The sequence below is a fragment of the Salmonella sp. 32120201201600049SM genome (genome assembly GCF_017572835.1).
GTDB classification, from domain to species: Bacteria; Pseudomonadota; Gammaproteobacteria; order Enterobacterales; family Enterobacteriaceae; genus Salmonella; species Salmonella enterica.
Genome location: NZ_JAGESA010000011.1, coordinates 78,926 through 103,900 on the forward strand (window position 1 = coordinate 78,926; position 24,975 = coordinate 103,900).

22 protein-coding genes are annotated in these 24,975 nt (G+C 54.0%); 10 read left to right on the forward strand and 12 right to left on the reverse strand.

Annotation, left to right across the window (positions count from 1 at the left end; all coding sequences use genetic code 11):
- Positions 1 to 22 precede the first annotated feature (22 nt).
- Positions 23 to 667, forward strand: coding sequence for an adenylate kinase (gene adk / locus J4650_RS18660; RefSeq protein ID WP_001220237.1), 645 nt, complete (start codon positions 23 to 25; stop codon positions 665 to 667).
- Positions 668 to 896: 229 nt separating this feature from the next.
- The gene (gene hemH / locus J4650_RS18665; protein WP_001250078.1) at positions 897 to 1,859 is read left to right on the forward strand and encodes a ferrochelatase; all 963 of its coding nucleotides are present in this window, start codon (positions 897 to 899) and stop codon (positions 1,857 to 1,859) included.
- On the opposite strand, the gene aes is transcribed toward hemH, so the two are convergent.
- Positions 1,856 to 2,827, reverse strand: a complete 972-nt coding sequence (gene aes, locus J4650_RS18670) for an acetyl esterase (RefSeq protein WP_023993892.1) — start codon at positions 2,825 to 2,827, stop codon at positions 1,856 to 1,858. The two genes, hemH and aes, sit on opposite strands and share 4 nt — an antisense overlap.
- 152 nt (positions 2,828 to 2,979) lie before the next feature.
- On the opposite strand from aes, the gene gsk reads away from it, so the two are divergent.
- The gene (gene gsk, locus J4650_RS18675; protein ID WP_000671592.1) at positions 2,980 to 4,284 is read left to right on the forward strand and encodes an inosine/guanosine kinase; all 1,305 of its coding nucleotides are present in this window, start codon (positions 2,980 to 2,982) and stop codon (positions 4,282 to 4,284) included.
- A gap of 48 nt (positions 4,285 to 4,332) precedes the next feature.
- On the opposite strand, the gene ybaL is transcribed toward gsk, so the two are convergent.
- Positions 4,333 to 6,009: a YbaL family putative K(+) efflux transporter gene (gene ybaL, locus J4650_RS18680; RefSeq protein WP_000546202.1), complete on the reverse strand. Its 1,677-nt coding sequence runs from the start codon at positions 6,007 to 6,009 to the stop codon at positions 4,333 to 4,335.
- A gap of 214 nt (positions 6,010 to 6,223) precedes the next feature.
- Positions 6,224 to 7,444, reverse strand: coding sequence for an MFS transporter (locus J4650_RS18685; protein ID WP_001251593.1), 1,221 nt, complete (start codon positions 7,442 to 7,444; stop codon positions 6,224 to 6,226).
- A gap of 172 nt (positions 7,445 to 7,616) precedes the next feature.
- On the opposite strand from J4650_RS18685, the gene ushA reads away from it, so the two are divergent.
- Positions 7,617 to 9,269: a bifunctional UDP-sugar hydrolase/5'-nucleotidase UshA gene (gene ushA / locus J4650_RS18690; protein WP_023245534.1), complete on the forward strand. Its 1,653-nt coding sequence runs from the start codon at positions 7,617 to 7,619 to the stop codon at positions 9,267 to 9,269.
- Between the two features lie 116 nt (positions 9,270 to 9,385).
- Here the strand turns inward: ushA and ybaK are convergent, their stop codons facing one another.
- The 4 genes from ybaK to copA form a co-directional block, all read right to left on the reverse strand.
- Complete coding sequence (gene ybaK, locus J4650_RS18695) at positions 9,386 to 9,865, reverse strand: Cys-tRNA(Pro)/Cys-tRNA(Cys) deacylase YbaK (protein ID WP_000186618.1); 480 nt, start codon at positions 9,863 to 9,865, stop codon at positions 9,386 to 9,388.
- Between the two features lie 201 nt (positions 9,866 to 10,066).
- Positions 10,067 to 10,861, reverse strand: coding sequence for a TraB/GumN family protein (locus J4650_RS18700; RefSeq protein WP_000421861.1), 795 nt, complete (start codon positions 10,859 to 10,861; stop codon positions 10,067 to 10,069).
- Positions 10,862 to 10,946: 85 nt separating this feature from the next.
- On the reverse strand, positions 10,947 to 11,774 hold the full coding sequence (locus tag J4650_RS18705) for a lysozyme inhibitor LprI family protein (RefSeq protein WP_001523411.1): 828 nt from the start codon (positions 11,772 to 11,774) through the stop codon (positions 10,947 to 10,949).
- Positions 11,775 to 11,927: 153 nt separating this feature from the next.
- The gene (gene copA, locus J4650_RS18710; protein WP_023993890.1) at positions 11,928 to 14,429 is read right to left on the reverse strand and encodes a copper-exporting P-type ATPase CopA; all 2,502 of its coding nucleotides are present in this window, start codon (positions 14,427 to 14,429) and stop codon (positions 11,928 to 11,930) included.
- A gap of 109 nt (positions 14,430 to 14,538) precedes the next feature.
- Between copA and cueR the strand changes: the two genes are divergently transcribed.
- On the forward strand, positions 14,539 to 14,955 hold the full coding sequence (gene cueR, locus J4650_RS18715) for a Cu(I)-responsive transcriptional regulator (RefSeq protein ID WP_001026760.1): 417 nt from the start codon (positions 14,539 to 14,541) through the stop codon (positions 14,953 to 14,955).
- Here cueR and J4650_RS18720 read toward each other — a convergent pair whose 3' ends face one another.
- Both J4650_RS18720 and J4650_RS18725 read right to left on the reverse strand, forming a co-directional pair.
- Positions 14,956 to 15,408, reverse strand: coding sequence for an NfeD family protein (locus J4650_RS18720; RefSeq protein ID WP_000561177.1), 453 nt, complete (start codon positions 15,406 to 15,408; stop codon positions 14,956 to 14,958). It abuts the gene before it with no gap.
- A complete protein-coding gene (locus tag J4650_RS18725; protein ID WP_000906146.1) occupies positions 15,405 to 16,322 on the reverse strand; it encodes an SPFH domain-containing protein in 918 nt (305 codons plus the stop codon). Before J4650_RS18725 ends, J4650_RS18720 begins: the two co-directional genes overlap by 4 nt.
- Before the next feature lie 146 nt (positions 16,323 to 16,468).
- Here J4650_RS18725 and fetA point away from each other — a divergent pair, with 146 nt between their 5' ends.
- Positions 16,469 to 17,146 carry an iron ABC transporter ATP-binding protein FetA gene (gene fetA / locus J4650_RS18730; RefSeq protein ID WP_000140192.1) on the forward strand — a complete coding sequence of 226 codons (678 nt, stop codon included), beginning with the start codon at positions 16,469 to 16,471 and terminating at the stop codon, positions 17,144 to 17,146.
- Complete coding sequence (fetB, locus tag J4650_RS18735; protein WP_001002130.1) at positions 17,133 to 17,912, forward strand: iron export ABC transporter permease subunit FetB; 780 nt, start codon at positions 17,133 to 17,135, stop codon at positions 17,910 to 17,912. Before fetA ends, fetB begins: the two co-directional genes overlap by 14 nt.
- A gap of 85 nt (positions 17,913 to 17,997) precedes the next feature.
- Here the strand turns inward: fetB and cnoX are convergent, their stop codons facing one another.
- From cnoX to tesA, 3 genes are all read right to left on the reverse strand, one after another.
- Complete coding sequence (gene cnoX, locus J4650_RS18740; protein WP_000116061.1) at positions 17,998 to 18,852, reverse strand: chaperedoxin; 855 nt, start codon at positions 18,850 to 18,852, stop codon at positions 17,998 to 18,000.
- Positions 18,853 to 18,911: 59 nt separating this feature from the next.
- On the reverse strand, positions 18,912 to 19,682 hold the full coding sequence (locus tag J4650_RS18745) for an SDR family oxidoreductase (protein ID WP_001172802.1): 771 nt from the start codon (positions 19,680 to 19,682) through the stop codon (positions 18,912 to 18,914).
- Positions 19,683 to 19,836: 154 nt separating this feature from the next.
- A complete protein-coding gene (tesA, locus tag J4650_RS18750; protein ID WP_001010574.1) occupies positions 19,837 to 20,451 on the reverse strand; it encodes a multifunctional acyl-CoA thioesterase I/protease I/lysophospholipase L1 in 615 nt (204 codons plus the stop codon).
- Between tesA and ybbA the strand changes: the two genes are divergently transcribed.
- The 3 genes from ybbA (at position 20,422) to J4650_RS18765 (ending at position 24,838) form a co-directional block, all read left to right on the forward strand.
- The gene (gene ybbA, locus J4650_RS18755) at positions 20,422 to 21,108 is read left to right on the forward strand and encodes a putative ABC transporter ATP-binding protein YbbA (RefSeq protein ID WP_001110598.1); all 687 of its coding nucleotides are present in this window, start codon (positions 20,422 to 20,424) and stop codon (positions 21,106 to 21,108) included. The two genes, tesA and ybbA, sit on opposite strands and share 30 nt — an antisense overlap.
- The gene (gene ybbP / locus J4650_RS18760) at positions 21,105 to 23,519 is read left to right on the forward strand and encodes a putative ABC transporter permease subunit YbbP (RefSeq protein WP_023993889.1); all 2,415 of its coding nucleotides are present in this window, start codon (positions 21,105 to 21,107) and stop codon (positions 23,517 to 23,519) included. The genes ybbA and ybbP overlap by 4 nt, the downstream gene beginning before the upstream one ends.
- A 185-nt stretch (positions 23,520 to 23,704) precedes the next feature.
- On the forward strand, positions 23,705 to 24,838 hold the full coding sequence (locus J4650_RS18765) for a porin (RefSeq protein WP_000152869.1): 1,134 nt from the start codon (positions 23,705 to 23,707) through the stop codon (positions 24,836 to 24,838).
- The last annotated feature ends 137 nt before the right edge of the window (positions 24,839 to 24,975 follow it).

Below are 24,975 nucleotides of genomic sequence, written 5' to 3' on the forward strand. Positions count from 1 at the left end.
AACCTTTGAGGGGATTTTCGTAATGCGTATTATTCTGCTTGGCGCTCCGGGCGCGGGTAAAGGAACTCAGGCTCAGTTCATCATGGAGAAATATGGTATTCCGCAAATCTCCACTGGCGATATGCTGCGCGCCGCAGTGAAATCAGGCTCCGAGTTGGGCAAACAGGCGAAAGATATCATGGACGCCGGTAAACTGGTGACCGATGAACTGGTGATTGCGCTGGTTAAAGAGCGTATCGCCCAGGAAGACTGCCGTAACGGTTTTCTGCTGGACGGTTTCCCGCGCACGATCCCGCAGGCTGACGCAATGAAAGAAGCGGGTATTGTGGTGGATTACGTGCTGGAATTCGACGTACCGGACGAACTGATCGTTGACCGTATTGTGGGTCGTCGCGTACACGCCGCCTCTGGCCGCGTTTACCACGTTAAGTTTAATCCGCCGAAAGTGGAAGGCAAAGATGACGTCACCGGCGAAGATCTGACGACCCGTAAAGACGATCAGGAAGAGACCGTTCGCAAACGTCTGGTGGAATATCATCAGATGACCGCGCCGCTGATTGGCTACTACCAGAAAGAAGCGGAAGCGGGCAACACCAAATACGCTAAAGTTGACGGTACGCAGGCCGTTGCCGACGTGCGCGCAGCGCTGGAAAAAATCCTCGGTTAATTTTTTTCGCGTAGTGAACCGCTTATCAGGCCTGCCATTATCCCGCAAGCCTGATAAGCGTAGCGCCATCAGGCAATCGGTGCCGGATGGCGGCCTGAACGCCTTATCCGGCCTACTGGTATCGTTAGCGCCATTCGGCGAATTCTCGTCTTACCTCTCGCAGCAATTAGTTCTTCTTTATCACTTTTCCGCTACAATTATCAACAATTTGAATAGATAAGAGGCGGCAATGCGTCAGACGAAAACCGGTATCCTGCTGGCTAACCTTGGCACGCCAGATGCCCCAACTCCCGAAGCGGTAAAGCGCTACCTGAAACAATTTTTAAGCGACAGACGCGTGGTGGATACTCCTCGTCTGCTGTGGTGGCCGCTGCTGCGTGGCGTTATTTTACCGCTGCGTTCGCCGCGCGTCGCGAAACTCTATCAATCTATCTGGATGGATGGCGGTTCGCCGCTCATGGTATATAGCCGCGAACAGCAACAGGCGCTGGCCGCGCGGTTGCCAGATACGCCCGTCGCGCTGGGGATGAGCTACGGCTCGCCCTCGCTGGAAAGCGCTGTCGATGAACTGTTAGCAAGCGACGTCGACCATATCGTCGTGCTGCCGTTGTACCCGCAATACTCTTGCTCAACGGTGGGCGCAGTCTGGGACGAACTGGGGCGGATACTGGCGCGTAAACGTCGTATTCCCGGTATCTCATTTATTCGCGATTACGCGGATGACGGCGCTTATATCGATGCGCTGGCGAAAAGCGCGCGTGAGTCGTTCGCCAGGCACGGCGAGCCCGATGTGCTTCTGCTCTCCTATCACGGCATTCCACAACGTTATGCGGATGAAGGCGATGACTATCCGCAGCGCTGCCGCGATACCACGCGCGAACTGGTTTCCGCATTGGGACTGCCGCCGGAAAAGGTAATGATGACGTTCCAGTCGCGCTTTGGCCGTGAACCGTGGCTGACGCCGTACACCGATGAAACGCTAAAAATGTTGGGTGAAAAGGGGACTGGCCATATTCAGGTTATGTGTCCGGGATTTGCCGCGGATTGTCTGGAGACGCTGGAAGAGATAGCGGAACAGAACCGCGAGATTTTCCTTGAAGCGGGCGGTAAAAAATATGCGTACATTCCGGCGCTGAACGCGACGCCGGAACATATTGATATGATGCTGAAACTCACGGCGCCGTACCGTTAACGCGGCGTCTTCATCCTCGCCATAAAGAATCGCGCGCCGTCCTGCAAGGCATCGTCGGCGATTGTCATCATTCGCGAATAGTGCAGAAAGGCGTGCAGCGTGCCGGGATACATTTTGTATTCGCAGGGCTGCTGGTGCGCCTGTAATGTCTGGTGCAGCAAGCGGCTGTCATCAATGAGCGGATCAAACTCCGCGCTGGCAATAAAGCAGGGCGGCACATCGCGCGTGAGATCGTTATTAAACAGACAATACCAGGGCGATTCCCGATCTTCATCGTTACGCAGATAGGCCTTTTCGTACATGTCCAGATCTTCACGCGTCAGGCCGTCCCATGCGCCGCCGAACAGACGGCGGCTTACCGAGTCCTGCAACCCATACAGCCCATACCACAACAGAATCGCGATAAGGTTACCGCAGCGAATGTGCTTATCACGTAGCCAGAGCGCGCTGGCAAGCGCCAGCATGGCGCCTGCGGAATCCCCGGCGAAACCGATTTTCTCCACGTTGAGCGAGTATTCATCGGCATGTTGAGAGAAGTAGCTGCATACCGCGACGGTTTCTTCAATGGCCTGCGGATAACGCGCTTGTGGCGACAGCGAATAATCAATACCGATCACGGTACAGCCGGTATAACGCGCCAGCAGACGCATTATCCGGTCATGCGTATCCAGATTACCGAGGATAAATCCGCCGCCGTGCAGATAGTATAAGGTGGCCTGGCTGGTCGGCTGCGGCGAGTAGAGCCGGGTTGTTACATCGCCATAAGGCGTAGGGACGACGCAGGTGCGGGTGGTCATGGACGGCGCGTCGGCATTCCAGAAACGGCGCTCAAGAAGATAATACTGACGCTGGGTCTCAATATCGCCATCGGCAGGCCAGGGGGGAAGGCCTGGTTGCTGGAAGTTTACGACGGCTTTCATTTCGTCTGACAGTCGGGTGAGTACGGGAATTTTATTTTCCGGCTTCATAAAACGCTCCTTGTGAAAGTGAACCATTGTAAAAAACGCGGCTGGAGAAACTGCGATCTCGTCGTCCGATATTGAAACGCCATCGTCCGTCGCGCGCAGCAGGGGGAATGTGCTACCATGCAGCGCTCCGTTATTCATCCGTAAGCACAATCATGAAATTTCCCGGTAAACGTAAATCCAAACACTATTTTCCCGTCAATGCGCGTGACCCGTTGTTGCAACAAATTCAGCCAGAACAGGAAACCAATGCCTCCTGGGTCGTCGGTATCGACCAGACGTTGGTGGATATTGAGGCGAAAGTGGATGACGATTTTATTACACGCTATGGATTAAGCGCCGGGCATTCTCTGGTGATAGAAGACGAGGTGGCGGAGAAGCTGTATCAGGAACTGACGCGGGAAAATCTGATCACCCATCAGTTTGCTGGCGGCACCATAGGCAATACGATGCATAATTACTCGGTACTGGCGGATGACCGTTCGGTGTTACTGGGCGTGATGTGCAGCAACATTGAGATTGGCAGCTACGCTTATCGCTACCTGTGTAATACTTCCAGCCGTACTGACCTGAATTATCTGCAAGCGGTAGATGGCCCGATTGGCCGCTGTTTCACGCTGATTGGCGAATCCGGCGAGCGTACCTTCGCTATCAGCCCCGGCCATATGAATCAGCTACGGGCGGAAAGTATTCCGGAAGCGGTGATCGCTGGCGCCTCCGCGCTGGTGTTGACCTCATATCTGGTGCGCTGTAAGCCTGGCGAACCGATGCCTGACGCGACGATGAAAGCGATCGAATACGCGAAAAAGCATAACGTGCCGGTTGTCATGACGCTGGGCACCAAATTTGTGATCGCCGATAATCCGCAGTGGTGGCAGGCGTTTCTCAAAGAGAATGTCTCGATTCTGGCAATGAATGAAGAAGAAGCGGAAGCGCTGACCGGCGAAAACGACCCGCTGCTGGCGGCGGATAAGGCGCTGGACTGGGTCGACCTGGTGTTATGCACCGCCGGGCCGATAGGGTTATATATGGCGGGCTTCACCGAAGAGGAAGCAAAACGTAAAACCCAGCATCCGCTGCTACCGGGAGCTATTGCTGAATTTAACCAGTATGAATTTAGCCGGGCAATGCGCCATAAAGATTGTATTAATCCGCTGCGCGTTTATTCGCATATTGCGCCGTATATGGGCGGGCCGGAAAAAATCATGAACACCAACGGCGCGGGCGATGGCGCGCTGGCGGCGCTGCTGCACGATATTACGGCGAACAGTTACCATCGTAGCAACGTACCGAACTCCAGTAAGCACAAATTTACCTGGCTGACCTATTCGTCGCTGGCGCAGGTGTGTAAATATGCTAACCGTGTCAGTTATCAGGTACTGAACCAGCATTCTCCGCGTCTGACACGCGGGCTGCCGGAGCGTGAGGACAGCCTGGAAGAGTCGTACTGGGATCGCTAATCTGGCTTGCCCGATGGCGCTGCGCGCATCGGGCCGTCCGGCAAACCCTTAACTGGCGACGACTTCACCCGCGGGCGGCGTTTCAAGCAGTTCCAGCATCGCCCGGGCAATTTCTCGCTCGCCCATCACTACCTGATTGGCTCCCCGCTCGGTAATATATTTCACTTCATCATCATAGTGCGCGCGGGCGATTATCTCGATATCAGGGCTTTTTTCCCGCGCTGAGGCGACAATCTCGCCGGCTTCGTAACCGTTGGGGATGGTCAATAATAGCCAGCGGGCGCAGTCCAGATGCGCCAGATTCATGATTTCTTCGTTAGCGGCGTTGCCCAGCACGGCGCGAATCCCGCGTTCGCGCAGTTCATCCACGCGGGTACGGGACGTTTCGATAACCACCAGCGGAATCCCCGCCGCCAGTAATTTTTCTCCCAGCAGACTGCCTACGCGGCCAAAACCCACCAGCAGGGCATGATTACAGATATCCACCGGAATTTGCTTCTCTTCTTCGATAGCCTCTTCCAGCGTTTGCTCTTCCAGCGTTTCGGTTTTCGCCAGATACTTCTCCAGCAGGGTAAACAGTACGGGATTAAGCATAATCGACAAAATAGCGCCTGCCAGCACCAGGTTCTGTCCCGCTTGCGGCAGCAGGTTGAGCGCCATGCCGAGTCCGGCGAGAATAAAGGCGAACTCGCCGATTTGCGCCAGGCTGGCGGCAATGGTCAGCGCGGTTCGCGGCGAGTGGCCGAACATACGCACCAGGAAAAACGCAGCGATCGATTTGCCAAAGACGATAATGGCAAGCGTCGCCAGCACCGCCAGCGGCTGTTGAATCAAGACTAACGGATCGAACAACATGCCGACGGAAACAAAAAACAGGACGGCAAAGGCGTCGCGCAGCGGCAACGTATCGTGCGCCGCCCGGTGACTCAGTTCCGACTCATTAAGCACCATTCCAGCGAAGAACGCGCCCAGCGCAAAAGAGACGTCAAACAGTTCTACCGCGCCAAACGCAATGCCTAACGCCAGCGCCAGTACGGAAAGGGTAAATAATTCGCGCGAGCCGGTGGCGGCGCTGCGGGCCATAATCCACGGCACCAGGCGGCGTCCGACCAGCATCATGATGGCGATAAACGCCACCACTTTACCAATGGTTATCCCCATATCGACTGCCAGCGAGGCTATGCCGACATCGCCTTTTTCCACCATGCCGGCAACGGCGGGCAGCAAGACCAGCGTCAGCACCATCACCAGATCTTCGACAATCAGCCAGCCGATGGCGATTTGCCCGCGCTGGCTATCAAGGAGTTGTCGCTCCTCAAGCGCGCGCAGCAGGACGACGGTACTGGCGGTAGACAGACAGAGCCCAAAAACGATGCCGGTCATTAATGACCATCCCAGCACGGCGGAAAGCGCCATACCCAACAGCGTCGCCACCGCTATCTGAGCGACAGCGCCGGGAATGGCGATAGACTTTACCGCCATCAAATCCTTCAGCGAAAAATGCAGTCCGACGCCGAACATCAATAGAATCACGCCGAGCTCCGCCAGCTCCGGCGCCAGTTTGGTATCCGCAACAAAACCAGGGGTAAAAGGTCCCGCCAGAACGCCCGCTAACAGATATCCCACCAGTGGAGAAATACGCAATTTGTTGGCAATCATGCCGAGAATAAAAGCGAGCACAAGGCCGCCGACAATGGTGGTGATAAGCGGGGTAGCGTGATGCATTCCGTCTCCTTTGGTTGCTGGACTCCAAAACTCCGGGTAATAGTTTATGACAATTTCAATCAGGATGTTTATAAAAAATGGTTGTGTTTTATAAAAAAATACAATTTGACGGTAAAAAGAGCACGGAACGGAAAAGTGATAAGTATGGGATGGGCAAAGCATGATGGCATCGGGATGTACAGGCGGTTAAAGCGTACCTTTAACCGCCATAAAATCACGCTTTATGTCGATTATCAGGTAAGAATATGGTCAGTATCCCCAGAAGCGGCAGGAAAGCACAGATTTTATAAACTAAATAGATACTGGTATGGTCGGCAATCAGCCCCAGCACCGCTGCGCCCAGGCCTCCCATCCCGAAGGCAAACCCGAAAAACAGGCCGGAAACCATACCGATGCGTCCTGGCAGCAGCTCCTGGGCATACACCAGAATGGCGGAAAACGCCGACGCGAGAATAAAGCCGATAATCACCGTTAAAATCCCCGTCCAGTACAGCGTGGCGTAGGGTAAAACAAGGGTAAACGGCGCGACGCCGAGAATAGAGCCCCAAATCACATATTTCCTGCCGATTTTATCGCCCACCGGCCCGCCGATTACCGTCCCGGCAGCCACCGCAAACAGGAAGGCAAACAGATGGAGCTGCGCGTTTTGTATTGATAATCCGAATTTTTGCATCAGATAAAAGGTGTAATAGCTACTGATGCTCGCCATATAAAAATATTTCGAGAAAATGAGTAGCAATAACACGCTGACCGCCAGCACGACTTTATTGCGCGGCAGCGGGTTAGCGATTATCGCTTTTGGCTTGCCTTTCGCTATCCGGTGCTGGGCTGCATACCAGCGGCTGATCTGCGCCAGCACCACGATCGCCAGCAGCGCGGCCAGCACAAACCAGGCGACATTCCCTTTGCCATAGGGCGCGATAATCACGGCGGCCAGCAGCGGGCCCAATGAACTGCCGAAGTTTCCGCCGACCTGGAAGATAGACTGCGCCAGACCATGACGTCCGCCGGAGGCCATGCGCGCCACGCGGGACGATTCCGGGTGAAAAACGGACGAGCCGGTACCCACCAGCGCCGCAGCGAGCAATACGCCGCCAAAACTTCCCGCCATTGCCAGCAGTACCAACCCGCTCAGGGTAAAACACATGCCGACAGGCAGCGACCACGGCATGGGATACTTATCCGTCCAGTAGCCGACGACCGGTTGCAGTAGCGATGAGGCGAGCTGGAACGTCAGGGTGATCAAACCTATCTGGACGAAGGTCAGCGAGAACTCCGCCTGCAACAGGGGATAAATGGCTAAGATTAGCGACTGGATCATATCGTTCAGCAGATGGGAAAGACTGATCGCGCCCAAAATACCAAACGAAGTACGTGCTTTAGCGGCCGCTGCGGGCGCGCCGGCTAACGGCTGGGTTGGTTCACTCATGGCCATAGAAAGTCACTTAAATTTTATGCGATGTTGGAGATAGTAGGATGTGTAATTATTACTTGCCTAACATACCTGTGAAATGTGTTTGAAGGAAGTCTCAATTCTGAAAACATATTTGTCTATTATTGCAAGGAAAGGTAATTTCTGCGGTTGATATTGAGTCAGGGAGAGAAAGATGAAATTTTTGAAACGGGGTGTGGCGCTGGCGTTACTGGCGGCGTTCGCGCTGACGACTCAGCCTGCACAGGCTTACGAAAAAGATAAAACCTATAAAATTACTATCCTGCATACCAACGATCACCACGGTCACTTCTGGCGCAGCGAATATGGCGAATATGGTCTGGCGGCGCAAAAAACGCTGGTGGACAGTATCCGTAAAGAGGTGGCGCAAGAGGGGGGAAGCGTCCTGTTGTTATCCGGCGGCGACATTAATACCGGGGTGCCGGAATCCGATCTCCAGGATGCGGAGCCCGATTTCCGCGGGATGAATCTGATTGGCTACGACGCTATGGCCGTCGGTAATCATGAGTTTGATAATCCGCTCACCGTATTGCGCCAGCAGGAAAAGTGGGCGAAGTTTCCCTTTCTTTCCGCCAATATTTATCAAAAAAGTACCGGCGAGCGTCTGTTTAAGCCGTGGGCTATTTTTACACGCCAGGATATAAAAATCGCGGTAATCGGCTTAACCACCGATGACACGGCGAAAATAGGCAACCCGGAATATTTCACCGATATTGAGTTTCGTAAACCTGCTGAAGAAGCAAAGGTGGTGATTCAGGAACTTAATATGAATGAAAAACCGGACGTGATTATCGCGACCACGCATATGGGACATTATGACAACGGCGATCACGGTTCGAACGCGCCGGGCGACGTTGAGATGGCGCGTAGCCTGCCTGCCGGTTCGCTGGCGATGATTGTGGGCGGTCACTCACAAGACCCGGTATGCATGGCGTCGGAAAATAAAAAACAGGTGAATTACGTACCGGGAACGCCCTGCGCGCCGGATAAGCAAAATGGCATCTGGATCGTGCAGGCGCATGAGTGGGGTAAATATGTGGGCCGCGCGGATTTCGAATTCCGTAACGGCGAGATGAAAATGGTTAACTACCAGCTTATTCCGGTAAATCTCAAGAAAAAAGTGACCTGGGATAACGGGAAAAGCGAGCGTGTACTTTACACGCCGGAAATCGCAGAAAATCCGCAAATGCTCTCGTTATTAACGCCGTTCCAGAATAAAGGTAAAGCGCAACTGGAGGTGAAAATTGGTAGCGTGAATGGCCTTCTTGAAGGCGATCGCAGTAAGGTCAGATTTGTCCAGACCAATATGGGACGGGTGATTCTGGCTGCGCAGATCGCGCGCACCGGCGCCGATTTTGGCGTGATGAGCGGCGGCGGTATTCGCGACTCGATTGAGGCGGGAGATATTACCTATAAAAGCGTGCTCAAGGTACAGCCGTTCGGCAACATTGTGGTGTATGCCGATATGAGCGGCAAAGAGGTGGTTGATTATCTCACCGCCGTAGCACAGATGAAACCGGACTCCGGCGCCTATCCACAGTTCGCCAATGTGAGCTTTGTCGCCAAAGAGGGCAAGCTCACCGAGCTGAAAATCAAAGGCGAGCCTGTTGATCCGGCCAAAACCTACCGCATGGCGACGCTGAGTTTCAACGCCACGGGCGGCGATGGTTATCCGCGCATCGATAACAAACCGGGATACGTGAATACCGGGTTTATTGACGCGGAAGTGCTGAAAGAGTTTATTCAGCAAAATTCACCGCTGGATGCGGCGGCGTTTACGCCAAAAGGCGAGGTGAGCTGGCTGTAGCGGTACGGATAGCCATTTCTGCCTGATGGCGCGCAGCCTTAAGGCCTACGGATTATGTCTGCTGTAGGCCGGATAAGGCGTTTGCGCCGCTATCCGGCAATGTATTTTACGCAGGCTTAATCCCGACGCGCGATATCAGCGAATTTAGCACCCAGTATGGCGGCCAAATCGTCAGCCGCCAGTTCAATATCCAGCCCGCGTTTACCACCGGAAACATAAATAGTGGCAAACGTGCGGGCTGGCGCGTCAATCAGCGTGGGCAGCCGTTTCTTCTGTCCCAGCGGACTGATCCCGCCGACCAGATATCCCGTGGTGCGTTGCGCCACCATCGGGTCGGCCATATCGACCTTTTTCGCGCCCAGAGCTTTGGCGACTTTTTTCAAATCCAGCTGTCCGGCTACAGGCGTCACGGCGACGGCCAGTTGCTTCATATCGCCATTCACGGCGACCAAAAGCGTTTTATACACCTGATCGGCGTTTAGCCCGAGCTTACGCACCACTTCATCGCCAAAGTTAGTTTCATTCGGATCGTGATCGTAGGTGTGAATGTTAAACGGAATCTTGTTTTTTTCGAGTAACTTAACTGCGGGTGTCATAACGTTCCTTCTTACTACAGACGTGATTTGCCATCAGCATACGCCCGAAAGCGGACTAAAAAATAGTATAATCTTGTGCATTAGGTCTTGGCAGTTGCGGCAACTTTGAGCGACAATCTGAAGATCCGAAGCGAAAGCGTCGGGATAATAATAACGATGAAATTCCTCTTTGACGGGCCAATAGCGATATTGGCCATTTTTTTATTTCAATATTTGCGGTAGGTTGCCTTCGCCGTACAGATGTAGCGCCCCTACGGCTACCACGTAGCGTCCCGGCGGCAGTGCCAGCAGCGCGTCGCGCCAGGCTTCATTGCGTTTCACCATCAGTACATCATACAGCGGCTGGCTAAACGTTCTGGGGAGCGAAGCGCCGACGCTGGTCGGCGGCTGCTCAAGCCACCAGCCGATCATCACCTGCAAAAGCCGTGCGTTGGTGTGCCAGTGCGTCAGCGTGTCGTCGAGCAGCGCCATCCCGCCATCGGGCAGATCGCAGAGTAGTTCGAGCTGGTGTTTCGCCCCTTCCAGCTCTTGCACCGGCAGCGACATTTCGCGGGCAGCCTGTAATAGCTGATAATCAATGCCATAGTCCGGGCGCAATCCCAGCCGTTGCGCCTGCGTGGCCTGTAGCACCATAGCTATCTGCCATAAAGGTTGATTATCAAAATGGATCAGCGGCATACCCAACTCGCTGACCCGTTTTTCCAGTGCGCTTAGCTGCCCGGCGCTGAGACGTTCGACCAACGGCGGGCATTTGGGGAGATTGCTGAATGGCGTTTCGTTACCAGAAATATCCGCTTCAACGACCAGCGCGTCGGCCTGGCGTAGCTTTTTCACCAGCTTTGCTGGAAGAGGAGCCATATCGCGCGTCCCCATATGAATACTGCCAACCAGATGCAGATGACGACCGCCGGGCAGGGAGAGATCGATAGCAGGCCAACTATTTGGGGTACCACGCAGCGCGCGCCATAAACGTTTAAGTTGATTTAATAACTCCATACGCGCTCCCTTTGAAAAAGCTCATGCTAGCGCGTTGGAGAAAAGGGCGCAATGCGCCCTGACGGGACGTCAACGATCGGTCGGGTTATTCGCTGCCGTCGAGATAGGCCGTTCTGGCGATGGTCATTTCAAGCTGGCATTTATAAATACTGATGCGCTTTTCAGCAGGTATGGCCTCGGATTTTGCATCGCTAAGTTTGCCGCACTGCTGCTCTTTTTTGGTCACCCAGACTCGCTGCTCTTGTTTTAATGCCGTTCGGGCAGAGGCGGGTAGCGATTTCCAGACCTGATTAAGCTCGCGATCTCTACTCTCAAATTTCTTTGCTGCGATTTCAATCAGTGAGTTATTTTTTTTCTTTATAATGCTATCACCAGATACCGTCATTCTTGCCATTACATAAATAGATCGCGCCAATTTATCGGTTTTTTGCACAGAGGTGACAACAATATCTTTGTTGTTGTCTGCTAGCTGAATATTGTAGTTAACCTGTTTCCAGGTCACCGTATTGTTTATTACCTGTCCATCCCCTTGTGAAATATAGAATAGAGTATTTGGTAAGTCTTTCATTAATTTAAATAATGGCTGAGGAATACCCATGGCGACGGTAGCCGAGCAAGTTCGTAGGTTGGCATTTTCTGCTTGAGGGTTCTGCGTGATTACATCACTGAATTGAACAGGAATAGCCCGGAGTTGCTGCTCGTATTGAGTCTGGGGGATATCGAAGAAAAGCGTGGAGGGCTCTTTAATATAGTCTTGCTGTAAACGACCTAATGCTTCATTGTAAATCCATTCTTTTGCCGCCGTGACTGCATTATCGTTGCCACATTTTAACTCTGGAGTGGAATCAAATAACCCTGCATAACTGACGGCGGGAGAAAGCAGGAAAAGAAGCGTAACTGCTTTTCTAAACATAAATAACACATCCTTATGATTCAAAAAAGCATTATAAAATGTTGATTTTTATTTTTCTACAGGATGTGCGGTTAAATTTTTATATATTGATACGGTAAATTACTGATGGCTTAATAATATATCAGGCAGCTGATGCTGCCTGATATAGCGTTTTTACGCTTTCGGTTTAAAGCGCAATAGCCGGTTGGCATTGCTGACGACGGTAATGGAAGACAGCGCCATTGCCGCGCCCGCTACTACCGGGTTTAACAAGGTACCGGTAAACGGCCACAGAATACCGGCGGCCACCGGGATACCAATGCTGTTGTAGATAAATGCGCCAAGCAGGTTTTGTTTCATATTGCGCAACGTCGCGCGCGAAATGGCCAGCGCATCCGCCACGCCCATCAGACTATGGCGCATCAGCGTAATCGCCGCGGTTTCAATCGCCACATCGCTGCCGCCGCCCATCGCGATACCGACGTCCGCCTGCGCCAGCGCGGGCGCATCGTTGATACCATCTCCGACCATCGCAACCTGACGACCCTGGCTTTGCAGACGTTTAATCGCATCGGCTTTGCCATCCGGCAGAACGCCCGCAATCACTTCATCAATGCCCGCTTCTTTGGCAATCGCGTTAGCCGTCGTTGGGTTATCCCCGGTGAGCATTACCAGACGGTATCCGGCGTTGTGCAGGCGTTCAAGCGCGGCAATACTATCGCTGCGCAATGGATCGCGTACCGCCAGTAACGCCGCCGCTTTACCGTCAATCGCCAGCAGGACCGGAGTCGAGCCTTGCGAGGCCTGCGCGGTGATTTCCGCCGTCATATCATCCGTGGCGACGTGCTGTTCGTTCAGCAACGCCTGGTTCCCCAGAAGCAGTTGATGGCCTTCCGCTTCACCGCTGACGCCCAGTCCGCGCAGAGTTCTGAAACCGTTCACCTGCGGCAGTTTATCGTCGTCGGCTTTTTCCAGAATCGCATGGGCCAGCGGGTGGCTGGAGCCTTGTTCGAGCGCGGCTGCCAGACGTAATGCCTGAGCTTCATCAACGCCGTTAAAGGTTTTTACCGCCACCACTTGCGGCTTGCCTTCCGTCAGCGTCCCGGTTTTATCAAAAACGAGGGTATCCAACGTACTGGCGTGTTGCAGGGCATCGGCGTCGCGTACCAGCACGCCGAATTCGGCAGCGCGGCCTACACCGGAAATAATCGACATTGGCGTCGCCAGGCCTAATGCGCAAGGGCAGGCGATAATCAGTACGGTGGTGGCGATGACCAGCGTATAAACAATTTGCGGCGCCGGTCCGAAGAAATACCAGATAGCGGCGCTGAACAGCGCAATGGCCACGACGACGGGAACGAATACCGCGGAGATTTTATCGGCCAGTTGGCCAATTTCCGGTTTACTGCTTTGCGCCTGGCGTACCATGCGAATAATGCGTGACAGCGTGGTATGACTGCCCACCGCGCTGGCGCGGAACAGGACGCTGCCGTCCTGGACGACGGTGCCGGCATGAACGCTGTCGCCTTCGCCTTTTTGCTGCGGAATGGGTTCGCCGGTCAGCATGGCTTCATCAAGCCACGCTTCGCCCTGGGTAATTTCGCCATCCACCGGCACGCGATCGCCGGTAGTGAGTCGCAGTAGCATCCCTGGCTGAACGTCCGCCAGCGGGACGCTTTTTTCGCCGTCTTCTGTCACGACGCGTGCGGTGGGCGGGGTGAGATCGAGTAATTTTTCCAGCGCTTTTGAGGAACGCTGACGGGCGCGCGCTTCCAGCATGTGTCCGAGATTAATCAGACCGATAATCATCGCGCTGGCTTCGTAATAGAGGTGCCGCGCTTCCATCGGGAACCACTGCGGCCACAGGTTGACGCTCATGGAGTAGAGCCAGGCGACCCCGGTGCCGAGCGCCACCAGCGTATCCATCGTCGCCGTGCCGTTCAGCAGGCTTTTCCACGCGTTACGGTAAAAGTGACCGCCCGCAAAGACCATCACCGCAAGCGTGATCAGGCCAATAGCCAGCCACAGGCTGCGGTTGTCGCCGGTCACCATCATGTTATCGCCGATCATCCCCCAGACCATGACCGGTATACCGACCGCCAGGGCGACGATGGCCTGCCAGCGAAAACGTTTCATGGTGGCGATGGCGGTTTCCTGCTGGCGCTCGCGGCGTTTGATGTCATCTTCAATCGCCTCTGCGCCGTAGCCGGCTTTTTCCACCGCCTGCACTAAATCAGCGGCGGACGCGCTGCCCATCACCAGCGCAGTGCGTTCCGCCAGGTTTACCCGTGCCTGTGTGACGCCCGGTACGCTTTGTAGCGCATGTTGTACGCGGGTGACACAACTGGCGCAGCTCATGCCGCTTAACAGCAACTGTTGGCTTTCTTCATCGGCCGTCGCTACCGGAAGCTCATGAGGAACCGCTGCCAGTGCTTCCGACGGGATTGATGACTCTGTCAGCGGTTTAGCCTTTGGGTGGCTTAACGTCGCGCCATACCCGGCTTGTTTGATGGTTTCAATTAACGCGTCCGCACTGGCTGTACCGGTAACGTGCGCTTCGGTTACGGTGACGTCCGCCAGCTCAACATCCGGACGTTGTTCAAGACTTTCTTTCACGCGTTTAACGCAATGACCGCAGGACAAACCGTCCAGGGTCAGGTCGATAGTTTGAGACATAGTAAAAACTCCTTTATGATTGGTCATCAATTCATTGACCTTAGTAATCGTAGTGACTCACTGTGATAAAGGTTAAACCTTCCAGCAAGGTTAAGGTCAAGGGGGAAATATGAATATTAGCGATGTGGCGAAAAAAACCGGTTTAACCAGCAAAGCCATTCGGTTTTATGAAGAGAAAGGGCTGGTGACGCCGCCATTACGTAGCGAAAATGGTTATCGCACCTACACGCAGAAGCATTTAAACGAGCTGACGTTGCTGCGACAGGCGAGGCAGGTGGGGTTTAATCTGGAAGAGTGTGGCGAACTGGTCAATCTGTTTAACGATCCGCGACGCCATAGCGCAGATGTGAAAAAGCGGACGCTGGAAAAGGTCGCGGAGATCGAGCGCCATATCAGCGAGCTGCAATCAATGCGCGATCAACTGCTGGCGCTGGCGGAGAGTTGTCCCGGCGATGACAGCGCCGACTGCCCGATTATTGATAATCTTTCCGGCTGCTGTCATCACAAGGCGCAAAAGCCACGTTGATTAAACGGCACGAATGCGTAAGGTGATGCCTTCCACGGCGATCACTTCGACATGCGTACCTGCGCGCAGGTCTTCGTCAGCGCATACCGGCCACGAGCTGTCGCCGACACGCATATGACCCCGTCCGTTCACTAACGCGGCATCAAGCATAAACCGGCGGCCTACCAGTTGTTGTCCGCGTTGGTTAAGGCGGCTGTCGGTCGGCTTCTGTTCCCGCACGCGACGCGCCAGCCAGCGCCACCAAAGCCAGGCCGCCAGCAACGTTAAGGCCGCAAACAGCACGCCCTGCCATTCCCAGCCGAGCGGTAAGAGCCAGACGGTTAAGCCGGTAATCACTGCCGCCACGCCGCTCCACAGCAAATAGCCGTTACCGCCGAGCATTTCCGCAGCCAACAACAGGCCGCCGAGGCTAAGCCAGAAGATATGCGGATGTACCAGAATCATCGCTATCATGCTTTTTTCCGTTCGCTGGCGCTGTCCTTAACCAGCTCGCTGATCCCGGCGATAGCGCCCATCAGACTGCTGGCATCCAGCGGCATCATGACCACTTTGCTGTTATTCGCCGAGCCGATTTGCTGTAACGCTTCGGTGTATTTCTGCGCCACGAAGTAGTTTATCGCCTGAATATCCCCGGCGGCGATGGCTTCAGATACCATCTGCGTAGCGCGGGCTTCCGCTTCGGCGGAACGTTCGCGCGCTTCCGCCTGCAGGAAAGCGGACTGACGTTCGCCTTCGGCTTTCAGAATCTGCGACTGTTTTTCCCCCTCGGCTTTCAGGATTTCCGCCTGACGTACCCCTTCGGCCTCAAGGATATAGGCGCGTTTGGTACGTTCCGCTTTCATCTGGGCGTTCATAGAGGAGATCAATTCCGCGGGCGGGCGGACATCGCGAATTTCGATACGGGTAACTTTAATTCCCCACGGATTGGTGGCTTCATCGACAATATGTAGCAGCCGCGTGTTGATGCTGTCGCGCTGGGAGAGCATTTCATCCAGCTCCATCGAACCGAGCACCGTACGGATATTGGTCATGGTCAGGTTAATGATCGCCAGTTCCAGGTTACTGACTTCATAGGCGGCGCGCGGCGCATCGATAACCTGAATAAAACAGACCGCATCGATAGTGACGTTGGCGTTATCTTTTGAGATCACCTCCTGCGACGGAATATCCAGCACTTGCTCCATCATATTGATCTTTCTGCCAATTCTGTCCATAAACGGTACAACAAGGCTTAATCCCGGCTGCAGGGTTTTGGTGTAACGTCCAAAGCGCTCCACCGTCCACTGGTATCCCTGCGGAACGATTTTGACGCCCGCGCCGACGATCACCAGCGCGACGAAAATGAGAATAGGGATAAGAATGAGCATAGCTAAACCTCCTGTTGCGTTGTCCATAAACCGATTTTGCTGACGAATTAAGCGAATTATACCTGATTCAGTAAAGCATGTTCCCCCCTTATTAATTACAGGGATACACTATCGCTATAAAAATATGAACAACGGATGCGCAATAAATGACAGAACGTAGCATGTTGCTTGAGTTAAAGCAGGTCGGTTACCGGACTGCGACGACAAAAATAGTGAATAACATCAGTTTTACGCTGCAACGCGGCGAATTTAAGTTAATTACCGGTCCTTCTGGCTGCGGAAAAAGTACGTTGTTGAAAATGGTGGCCTCGTTAATAAGCCCTGATATCGGCGTGATTCTTTTTGAGGGGCAGGATATTACTACTCTGAGTCCGGAAGCCTATCGCCAGCAGGTTTCTTATTGCGCTCAGACGCCAGCGCTATTTGGCGATACGGTTTACGATAACCTGATTTTTCCCTGGCAAATTCGCCATCAGCGCCCGCAGCCGACAGCCTTCGCAGATGATCTGGCGCGTTTTGAACTGCCGGAGACGATTCTGCAAAAACCGATTGCCGCGCTTTCCGGCGGGGAAAAACAGCGTATTGCTCTAATTCGTAATCTACAGTTTCTGCCGAAAATACTGTTACTCGACGAAATAACCAGCGCGCTGGATGAACATAACAAACGGAATGTGAATGATATTATTCATCGCTATGTTCGCGATAAGCAGGTCGCTGTCTTGTGGGTAACGCATGATAAAGATGAAATTCAACACGCGGATAAGGTGATAACGTTAACGCCATCTGCCGGAGAGATGCAGGAGGCGCGTTATGAACGAGCATAATATTACCAATACCTCGCTGGCGTTATCGATGCTGCTGGTGGTGGTCGCGATGCTCATCAGTCACAAGGAAAAGCTGGCGCTGGAAAAAGATATTCTGTGGAGCGTATGCCGGGCGGTGATACAGCTCATTATTGTCGGCTATGTACTGAAATACATCTTTGGCGTTAATCATGCCGCCCTGACGCTGCTGATGGTGCTGTTCATCTGTTTTAACGCCGCCTGGAACGCGCAAAAGCGCAGTAAATATATCGATAAGGCATTTCTCTCCTCGTTTATCGCCATCACCGTCGGCGCCGGACTAACGCTGACGGTACTGGTGCTTACCGGTTCGATTGAATTTGCGCCGATGCAGGTGATTCCCATCGCTGGCATGGTCGCCGGTAATGCGATGGTAGCGGTAGGGCTGTGCTACAACCAACTGGGGCTACGTTTTCACAGCGAGCAGCAGCAAATCCAGGAAAAGTTAAGTTTGGGCGCAACGCCAAAAATGGCCTCCGCCGGGCTTATCCGCGATAGTATCCGCGCATCGCTTATCCCGACGATCGACTCGGCAAAGACCGTTGGGCTGGTGAGCCTGCCGGGGATGATGTCCGGGCTGATTTTTGCCGGGATCGATCCGGTAAAAGCGATTAAATATCAAATTATGGTAACGTTTATGCTGTTGTCGACAGCCAGCCTGTCTACCATCATTGCCTGCTATTTAACCTACCGGAAGTTCTATAATTCGCGTCATCAGTTGGTAGTGATGCCGCTCAAGAAATCATGATAGTTGCCGAATGATGGCGCAAGCGCCTTATCCGGCCTGAGGACGACAGGTAGGCCAGATAAGCGCGCCATCAGGCAAGAGAGGATTAATACAGTAGCGCGTACAACTGGCGGCGGTATTTCGACGCCAGCGCGTCGCCGGTGCCGAGCGCGGCAAGGATCTCCTGGAAGGTTTTGCGCGTCTGTCCCTCGGCGGCGGTAAGATCTTTTCTCAGATGGCTGAACAGCAATTCCAGCGCTTCTTCATTACGTCCGACCTGGTGCAACTGCAACGCCAGTTGCGTTGCCAAAGCCGCATCCTGCGGATTCTCCGCGACTTGCTGCTGAAGTTGCTGAATTTCCGGCGTATCCGCCGCCTGTTTAAGCAGTTCGATCTGCGCAACCAGCCCCTGATAACGGGTATCCTGATCCTGTAGCGGTATAGTTTTTAACACCGCTTCGGCCTCTTCAGAGCGGTTCAGCGCAATTTGCGCTTCCGCCAGTAACAGGCCAATCTCACTGTTCTGCGAAGAGAGCTGCCAGGCGTCTTTGAGCAACGGCAGCGCGTCAATGTAGTTGCCCTCCTGCATTAACTGCATCGCTTGTTGCGCTTTTAGCTCTTCTTCACGCGGCAGTACTTTATCCAGCAGAGCGCGAATTGCCTCTTCCGGCTGCGGCCCCTGGAAACCATCGACCGGTTGGCCATTCTGGAACAGATAGACTGTCGGGATGGCGCGCAGACCAAACTGAGCGGCGATCATCTGTTCGGCGTCGCAGTCCAGCTTTGCCAGAATAAACTGACCGTGGTACTGGGCAGCCAGACTTTCCAGCACTGGCGTTAATTGCAGACAGTGTTGGCTGCGTTCAGACCAGAAATAGAACAGTACCGGCGTGGTCATGGACTGCTCTAAGGTCTGCTGCAGGTTGGATTCATTAATATTGACAATGTTCTGTACGGACATGGCGTCGCTCTCTTTTGTCTGTGTCACGTTTACATGGGGGCTGACGGGCGCGCTTCAACTCAGCTTTGTAAAATTTTATCCAGCATCCGGCCCGGCAATATGCGTTTCAGCGCCATCACCGCCCAGGTGACCAGCGTAACAGGATAGCGCAGCCTGGGTTTATCGCTTGCAAAAGCATGACGTACTTTCGCTACTACCGCGTCAGGATCGCGGGTGAAACGTGCGGCGATGCCGGGATTTTCTACCGGTTTATCACGCTGCGTCTGGTTAACGTTATCGGTAAAACGGGTACGAATCGGCCCCGGTTCTATCAGGCTCACTTTAATGCCTGTGTGCCGTAGCTCCATACGTAGCGCGTCAGACCAGGCTTCGAGCGCATATTTGCTGGCGGCGTAAGCGCCGCGCCCTGGGGTGGAAATCAGCCCCATTACCGATGAGGTCATCACAATGCGTCCTTCGCCATGCGGCAACATGGCGGGAAGTAAGCGCATAGTAAGCTGATGCGCACCGAAGAAATTACTGGAAAACTGTTGCTCCATCTGCTCACGGCTGATGGTGGAAAGGGGGCCATATACGCCGTAGCCGGCATTGTTAAAGATCCCATACAGACGATTATCGGTCAGGGCGATCACTTCATCGGCGGCACGATCCACGCTTTCAGGGGAGTCGAGATCGATCAACACGCCGGTAAATCCCATACTGTTCATCCGGGCGACATCATCAGGTTTGCGGCAGCCCGCCAGGATTTGAAAGCCCTGGCGTTTAAGTTCAAGCGCGCTGTCCAGACCGATTCCGCTGGAACATCCTGTTATTAAGACCGATTTTTGCATAACTTTACCTGTCAGGATCTCCGTTGATTTAAGAGTCGTGTTTAACTATATCCGTCATACTTCAAGTTGCCTGTGCGTTCGTTTACTCCAGTCACATAGGTATCTGTGCTCCTGGAAATTCTCTTACGTGCCGCCTTCATGCAACTCGAATGATTCAGGAGAGAAAAGGGGTCAACTGCTTCGCCATCCAGTCAGCAATAAACGGCTGGGCGTCGCGGTTGGGATGAATACCGTCATCCTGCATCCACTGTGGTTTCAGATATACCTCTTCCATAAAAAACGGTAACAGAGGAATATCGAACTCTTTGGCGAGCTTAGGATAAATGGCGCTAAAGGATTCATTATAACGGCGACCGTAGTTAGCGGGCAGATGAATTTGCATCAGTAACGGTTGGGCATCGGCGGCTTTCACCGTCTGAATGATTTTACGTAGCGTCTGTTCGGTTTGCGCAGGCGCAAAACCGCGTAGGCCATCGTTGCCGCCAAGCTCCACCACTACCCAGCGCGGGTGATGCTGTTGCAACAGCGCCGGCAAACGCGCCAGTCCCTGCTGCGAGGTATCACCGCTTATACTGGCATTAACGACCGACGTTTTGTTTTGCCATTTATCATTAAGGAGCGACGGCCATGCCGCGCTGGCGGCCATACGGTAACCGGCGCTGAGGCTATCGCCCAGAATTAATAAGGTGTCTGCGGCGGCGGCACGGAAAGTTAACAGGATCAAAAACAGGAAGGGCAAATGCCAGCGGAAAACAGTGTTGAAGTTCATCGTCTCAGGAAGTCCGTCGGTCAGGGTGAGCATGAGCTTTCCATCCTTACCGGAGTTGAACTGGTTGTCAAACGCGGCGAAACCATTGCGCTGATTGGCGAATCAGGATCGGGAAAATCTACGCTGCTGGCGATTCTCGCCGGACTGGATGACGGCAGTAGCGGAGAGGTCAGTCTGGTGGGGAAACCGCTTCACCAGATGGACGAAGAGGCGCGGGCGCAGCTTCGCGCTCAGCATGTCGGTTTTGTTTTTCAATCCTTCATGCTTATTCCTACGCTTAACGCGCTGGAAAACGTTGAGCTACCGGCCCTGCTACGCGGTGAAAACAGCGGTCAGAGTAAGGCGGGGGCGAAAGCGCTGCTCGAACAACTGGGACTGGGAAAACGGCTTGACCACCTTCCGGCACAGCTTTCCGGCGGCGAACAGCAGCGCGTAGCGCTGGCGCGCGCGTTTAACGGGCGTCCTGATGTGCTGTTTGCCGATGAGCCGACGGGCAACCTTGACCGTCAGACCGGAGATAAAATCGCCGACCTGCTATTTTCGCTTAACCGCGAGCACGGCACCACGCTGATTCTGGTGACGCACGACCCGGCGCTGGCGGCGCGCTGCGACCGGCGGCTGCGGTTGGTCAACGGTCAGTTACAGGAGGAGGCATGATAGCCCGCTGGTTCTGGCGCGAATGGCGCTCGCCGTCGCTGATTATTGTCTGGCTGGCGTTGAGTCTGGCGGTGGCCTGCGTACTGGCGCTCGGCAGTATCAGCGACCGGATGGAAAAAGGGTTAAGTCAGCAAAGCCGCGAGTTTATGGCAGGCGATCGGACGCTGCAAAGTTCGCGGGAGGTACCGAAAGCCTGGCTTGAAGAGGCGCGTAAACGCGGCCTTAACGTGGGCGAGCAGTTAACCTTTGCGACCATGACGTTTGCCGGCGATACGCCGCAACTGGCCAGCGTGAAGGCGGTAGATAGCGTTTATCCGATGTACGGCGAATTGCAAACCCGTCCAGGCGGAGTGAAAGCGCAGCCGGGTAGCGTACTGCTGGCGCCGCGTCTGATGGCGCTGCTTAATTTGAAAACGGGCGATACCATTGATGTCGGCGACGTGACCTTGCGTATTGCCGGTGAAGTGGTGCAGGAGCCGGATTCCGGGTTTAACCCTTTTCAGATGGCGCCGCGTCTGATGATGAATATGGCCGATGTGGAAAAAACCGGTGCGATACAGCCGGGGAGCCGCGTGATGTGGCGGTATAAATTCGGCGGAACGCCGCAACAGCTTGCTGGCTATGAAAGCTGGCTGTTACCGCAGCTTAAACCGGAACATCGCTGGTACGGACTGGAGGAGGATGACGGGGCATTGGGGAAATCGCTCGAACGTTCGCAGCAGTTTTTGCTGCTTTCGGCGTTATTAACGCTACTGCTGGCGGTAGCTGCCGTCGCGGTGGCGATGAGCCATTACTGCCGTAGCCGCTACGATCTGGTGGCGATTTTAAAAACGTTGGGCGCGGGCCGGGCCCAGTTGCGTAAACTTATTATCGGACAGTGGTTGATGGTGCTGGGGCTTTCCGCCGTCACGGGAGGCGCGATTGGGTTACTGTTTGAAAACATATTGCTGGTGCTGCTAAAACCGGTATTGCCCGCCGATTTGCCGCCCGCCAGCCTGTGGCCCTGGCTGTGGGCGCTGGGCGCGATGACGGTCATCTCTCTGCTGGTCGGTTTACGGCCTTATCGATTGTTGCTGGCGACCCAGCCGCTACGGGTGCTGCGCCGCGATGTTGTTGCTCGCGTCTGGCCGTTAAAAATTTATTTGCCTGTTGCCTGCGCTGTCGTGGTGGCGCTGCTCGCCGGATTGATGGGCGGAAGTATGCTGTTGTGGGCGGTTCTGGCGGGCGCCGTGATACTGGCGCTGCTGTGCGGTCTGGTGGGCTGGATGCTGCTTAACGTGCTGCGCGGCATGACGTTGACGTCGCTACCGCTGCGTCTGGCCGTCAGCCGACTTCTGCGTCAGCCGTGGTCAACGTTGAGTCAGCTTTCGGCGTTTTCGCTTTCGTTTATGCTGCTGGCGCTCTTGCTGGTGCTGCGCGGCGACCTCCTTGATCGCTGGCAACAGCAGCTCCCGCCGGAAAGTCCGAACTATTTCCTTATCAATATTGCTTCAGAACAGGTTGCGCCGCTGAAAGCCTTTTTGGCAGAACATCAGGTGATTCCGCAGACGTTTTATCCGATTGTGCGGGCGCGGTTAACCAGGATAAACGGTAATCCGACGGAAGGTCAGCAGGATGAGTCGCTCAACCGTGAACTGAATTTGACCTGGCAGGATACGCGCCCGGCGCATAACCCGCTGGTCGCCGGTCACTGGCCGCCAAAACCGGGCGAAGTCTCCATGGAAGAGGGGCTGGCGAAGCGGCTGAACGTCAAACTCGGCGATAGCGTAACCTTTATGGGCGATACCCAGGCGTTTAGCGCTAAAGTTACCAGTCTGCGTCAAGTGGACTGGGAAAGCCTGCGGCCCAACTTTTTCTTCATTTTTCCTTCCGGGGCGCTGGACGGGCAACCACAAAGCTGGTTGACCAGTTTTCGCTGGGAGAATGGCAACGGCATGTTAACGCAGCTTAACCGCGAGTTTCCTACCGTCAGCCTGTTGGATATCGGGGCGATCCTGAAACAGGTGGGACAGGTGCTGGAGCAGGTCAGTCGGGCGCTGGAGGTGATGGTTGTGCTAGTCACCCTCTGCGGCATGTTGCTATTACTGGCCCAGGTACAGGTCGGGATGCGTCAGCGCCATCAGGAGCTGGTGGTGTGGCGCACGTTAGGAGCCGGAAAGAAACTGTTGCGTACCACACTCTGGTGCGAATTCGCCATGCTGGGATTAGTTGCCGGGTTGGTCGCCGCGATTGGCGCGGAAACGGCGCTGGCGATCTTACAAATCAACGTTTTTGATTTCCCCTGGGAGCCGGACTGGCGTTTATGGGGCGCACTGCCGTTTTGCGGCGCGCTGCTGCTTTCCGTATGCGGCGGCTGGCTTGGCGTTCGTTTGCTGAAAGGCAAAGCGCTATTCCGACAGTTTAGCGGATAATTCATGATGTGAATAATTTCGCGCCGGTTTTTAAAACGGCGCGTACTTTTTTAGTCGCACAAATTGCTAACTCCTTGATTTTTAGTAGCACAAATCATTAAAAAATACACAACACGTAAGGTTTTATAACAGTTATTATTTGCCTGCTAAATGATTTGGATTGGCTATCTATCAAGGAAAATATAATGACAATTAAAATAACAGCGTTGGCGGCATCGATCGGCGCGGCAGTGGCTTTCATGCCTTTCGCCACTCAGGCGGAAATCACCGTTTTAAAACAAGATCCCCAGGCGGGTAATCCACTCAGCCGACTCAATTTCACCGTTGGCGGGAGTATTCGTCCGCAGTTCCAGAATATGACCGGTAATGACGGCGCGAACGGTTATAAACGTAATGGTTTTGATGGCGGGACGCGTTTCCGCTTCGCCGCGGATTATTATCTGTTTGATGATATCAGTTGGATTAGCTATTACGAGCTGGGCGTCAATATCCCTGCGGTATTTGACTGGGATAACCATTATGCGAAGGGCGCGACTGATACCACTCGCCGTATGCTGTATACCGGCTTCAAGAGCGCGACGTGGGGAACGCTGACCTTCGGTCAACAGAACAGCATTTATTACGATGTGGTGGGCGTAAAAACCGATATCTGGGATTACGACATGATAGGTCAGGCGCCGGGCAACGGGATTAACGGCGACTACGATGGTTCTTACCGCACGCGTAAGTCATTGAAGTATAAGAAAAGCATTGGCAATGTCGATCTCTACGCGTCTTATCTGTTCAGCGACGATTATAATGCCAATAACGGCCTGAATTACAAACGTAAAGGCGGCGGTTCTTTAGGCGCGGATTACCATCTCACCGACGATCTGACCTGGGGGACGGCATGGAACTATACCCGTGCGGAGATGCGCGGCAACGGCAATAAAACTTACGATCAAAATATTGTCGGTACCGCGTTAAGCTGGACGCCGGAAAACTGGACTATCGCCGCAGGCGGCGGTTGGTATCAGAACTTTATGACAACCAAAAAAGTGTCTGTGAATGATTACTTTGCCGGCGATGCGTGGGGTCTGGAATATTTTGTCGGTTACGCTTTCCCGATTGGTCAGTATGCCGTGAAAGCTATTCAACCGTACTTTATGGGCGACCGCATTGAATATGTGAATGGCCGCGACTATCTGCGCACCGATAACGGCGTGGGGATCACCTTCCAACTGGATTATGGTTTCCGCGTTGATTATGAACATGTTTTCACCTCCAGCACTGATAATCTGGGCGATATGAACCTGGTGCGTCTGCGTTACGATTTCTAAAGCGTTTTCCTGTGCCGGATGTTGGCGTTAAAACGTCTTATCCGGCATTTCCCTTTACGCCATTCCCGCCTGACACACGCCTGAGCGCCTGCCTCGTACATTTAACGACACACCAGGAAACATCATGAAATAATTTC

Bases quoted from the DNA above. Each gene is read 5' to 3' on its own strand.
- adk (WP_001220237.1), top strand. From the start codon at position 23: ATGCGTATTATTCTGCTTGGCGCTCCGGGCGCGGGTAAAGGAACTCAG.
- hemH (WP_001250078.1), top strand. From the start codon at position 897: ATGCGTCAGACGAAAACCGGTATCCTGCTGGCTAACCTTGGCACGCCA.
- aes (WP_023993892.1), bottom strand. From the start codon at position 2,827: ATGAAGCCGGAAAATAAAATTCCCGTACTCACCCGACTGTCAGACGAA.
- gsk (WP_000671592.1), top strand. From the start codon at position 2,980: ATGAAATTTCCCGGTAAACGTAAATCCAAACACTATTTTCCCGTCAAT.
- ybaL (WP_000546202.1), bottom strand. From the start codon at position 6,009: ATGCATCACGCTACCCCGCTTATCACCACCATTGTCGGCGGCCTTGTG.
- J4650_RS18685 (WP_001251593.1), bottom strand. From the start codon at position 7,444: ATGGCCATGAGTGAACCAACCCAGCCGTTAGCCGGCGCGCCCGCAGCG.
- ushA (WP_023245534.1), top strand. From the start codon at position 7,617: ATGAAATTTTTGAAACGGGGTGTGGCGCTGGCGTTACTGGCGGCGTTC.
- ybaK (WP_000186618.1), bottom strand. From the start codon at position 9,865: ATGACACCCGCAGTTAAGTTACTCGAAAAAAACAAGATTCCGTTTAAC.
- J4650_RS18700 (WP_000421861.1), bottom strand. From the start codon at position 10,861: ATGGAGTTATTAAATCAACTTAAACGTTTATGGCGCGCGCTGCGTGGT.
- J4650_RS18705 (WP_001523411.1), bottom strand. From the start codon at position 11,774: ATGTTTAGAAAAGCAGTTACGCTTCTTTTCCTGCTTTCTCCCGCCGTC.
- copA (WP_023993890.1), bottom strand. From the start codon at position 14,429: ATGTCTCAAACTATCGACCTGACCCTGGACGGTTTGTCCTGCGGTCAT.
- cueR (WP_001026760.1), top strand. From the start codon at position 14,539: ATGAATATTAGCGATGTGGCGAAAAAAACCGGTTTAACCAGCAAAGCC.
- J4650_RS18720 (WP_000561177.1), bottom strand. From the start codon at position 15,408: ATGATAGCGATGATTCTGGTACATCCGCATATCTTCTGGCTTAGCCTC.
- J4650_RS18725 (WP_000906146.1), bottom strand. From the start codon at position 16,322: ATGCTCATTCTTATCCCTATTCTCATTTTCGTCGCGCTGGTGATCGTC.
- fetA (WP_000140192.1), top strand. From the start codon at position 16,469: ATGACAGAACGTAGCATGTTGCTTGAGTTAAAGCAGGTCGGTTACCGG.
- fetB (WP_001002130.1), top strand. From the start codon at position 17,133: ATGAACGAGCATAATATTACCAATACCTCGCTGGCGTTATCGATGCTG.
- cnoX (WP_000116061.1), bottom strand. From the start codon at position 18,852: ATGTCCGTACAGAACATTGTCAATATTAATGAATCCAACCTGCAGCAG.
- J4650_RS18745 (WP_001172802.1), bottom strand. From the start codon at position 19,682: ATGCAAAAATCGGTCTTAATAACAGGATGTTCCAGCGGAATCGGTCTG.
- ybbA (WP_001110598.1), top strand. From the start codon at position 20,422: ATGCCAGCGGAAAACAGTGTTGAAGTTCATCGTCTCAGGAAGTCCGTC.
- tesA (WP_001010574.1), bottom strand. From the start codon at position 20,451: ATGAACTTCAACACTGTTTTCCGCTGGCATTTGCCCTTCCTGTTTTTG.
- ybbP (WP_023993889.1), top strand. From the start codon at position 21,105: ATGATAGCCCGCTGGTTCTGGCGCGAATGGCGCTCGCCGTCGCTGATT.
- J4650_RS18765 (WP_000152869.1), top strand. From the start codon at position 23,705: ATGACAATTAAAATAACAGCGTTGGCGGCATCGATCGGCGCGGCAGTG.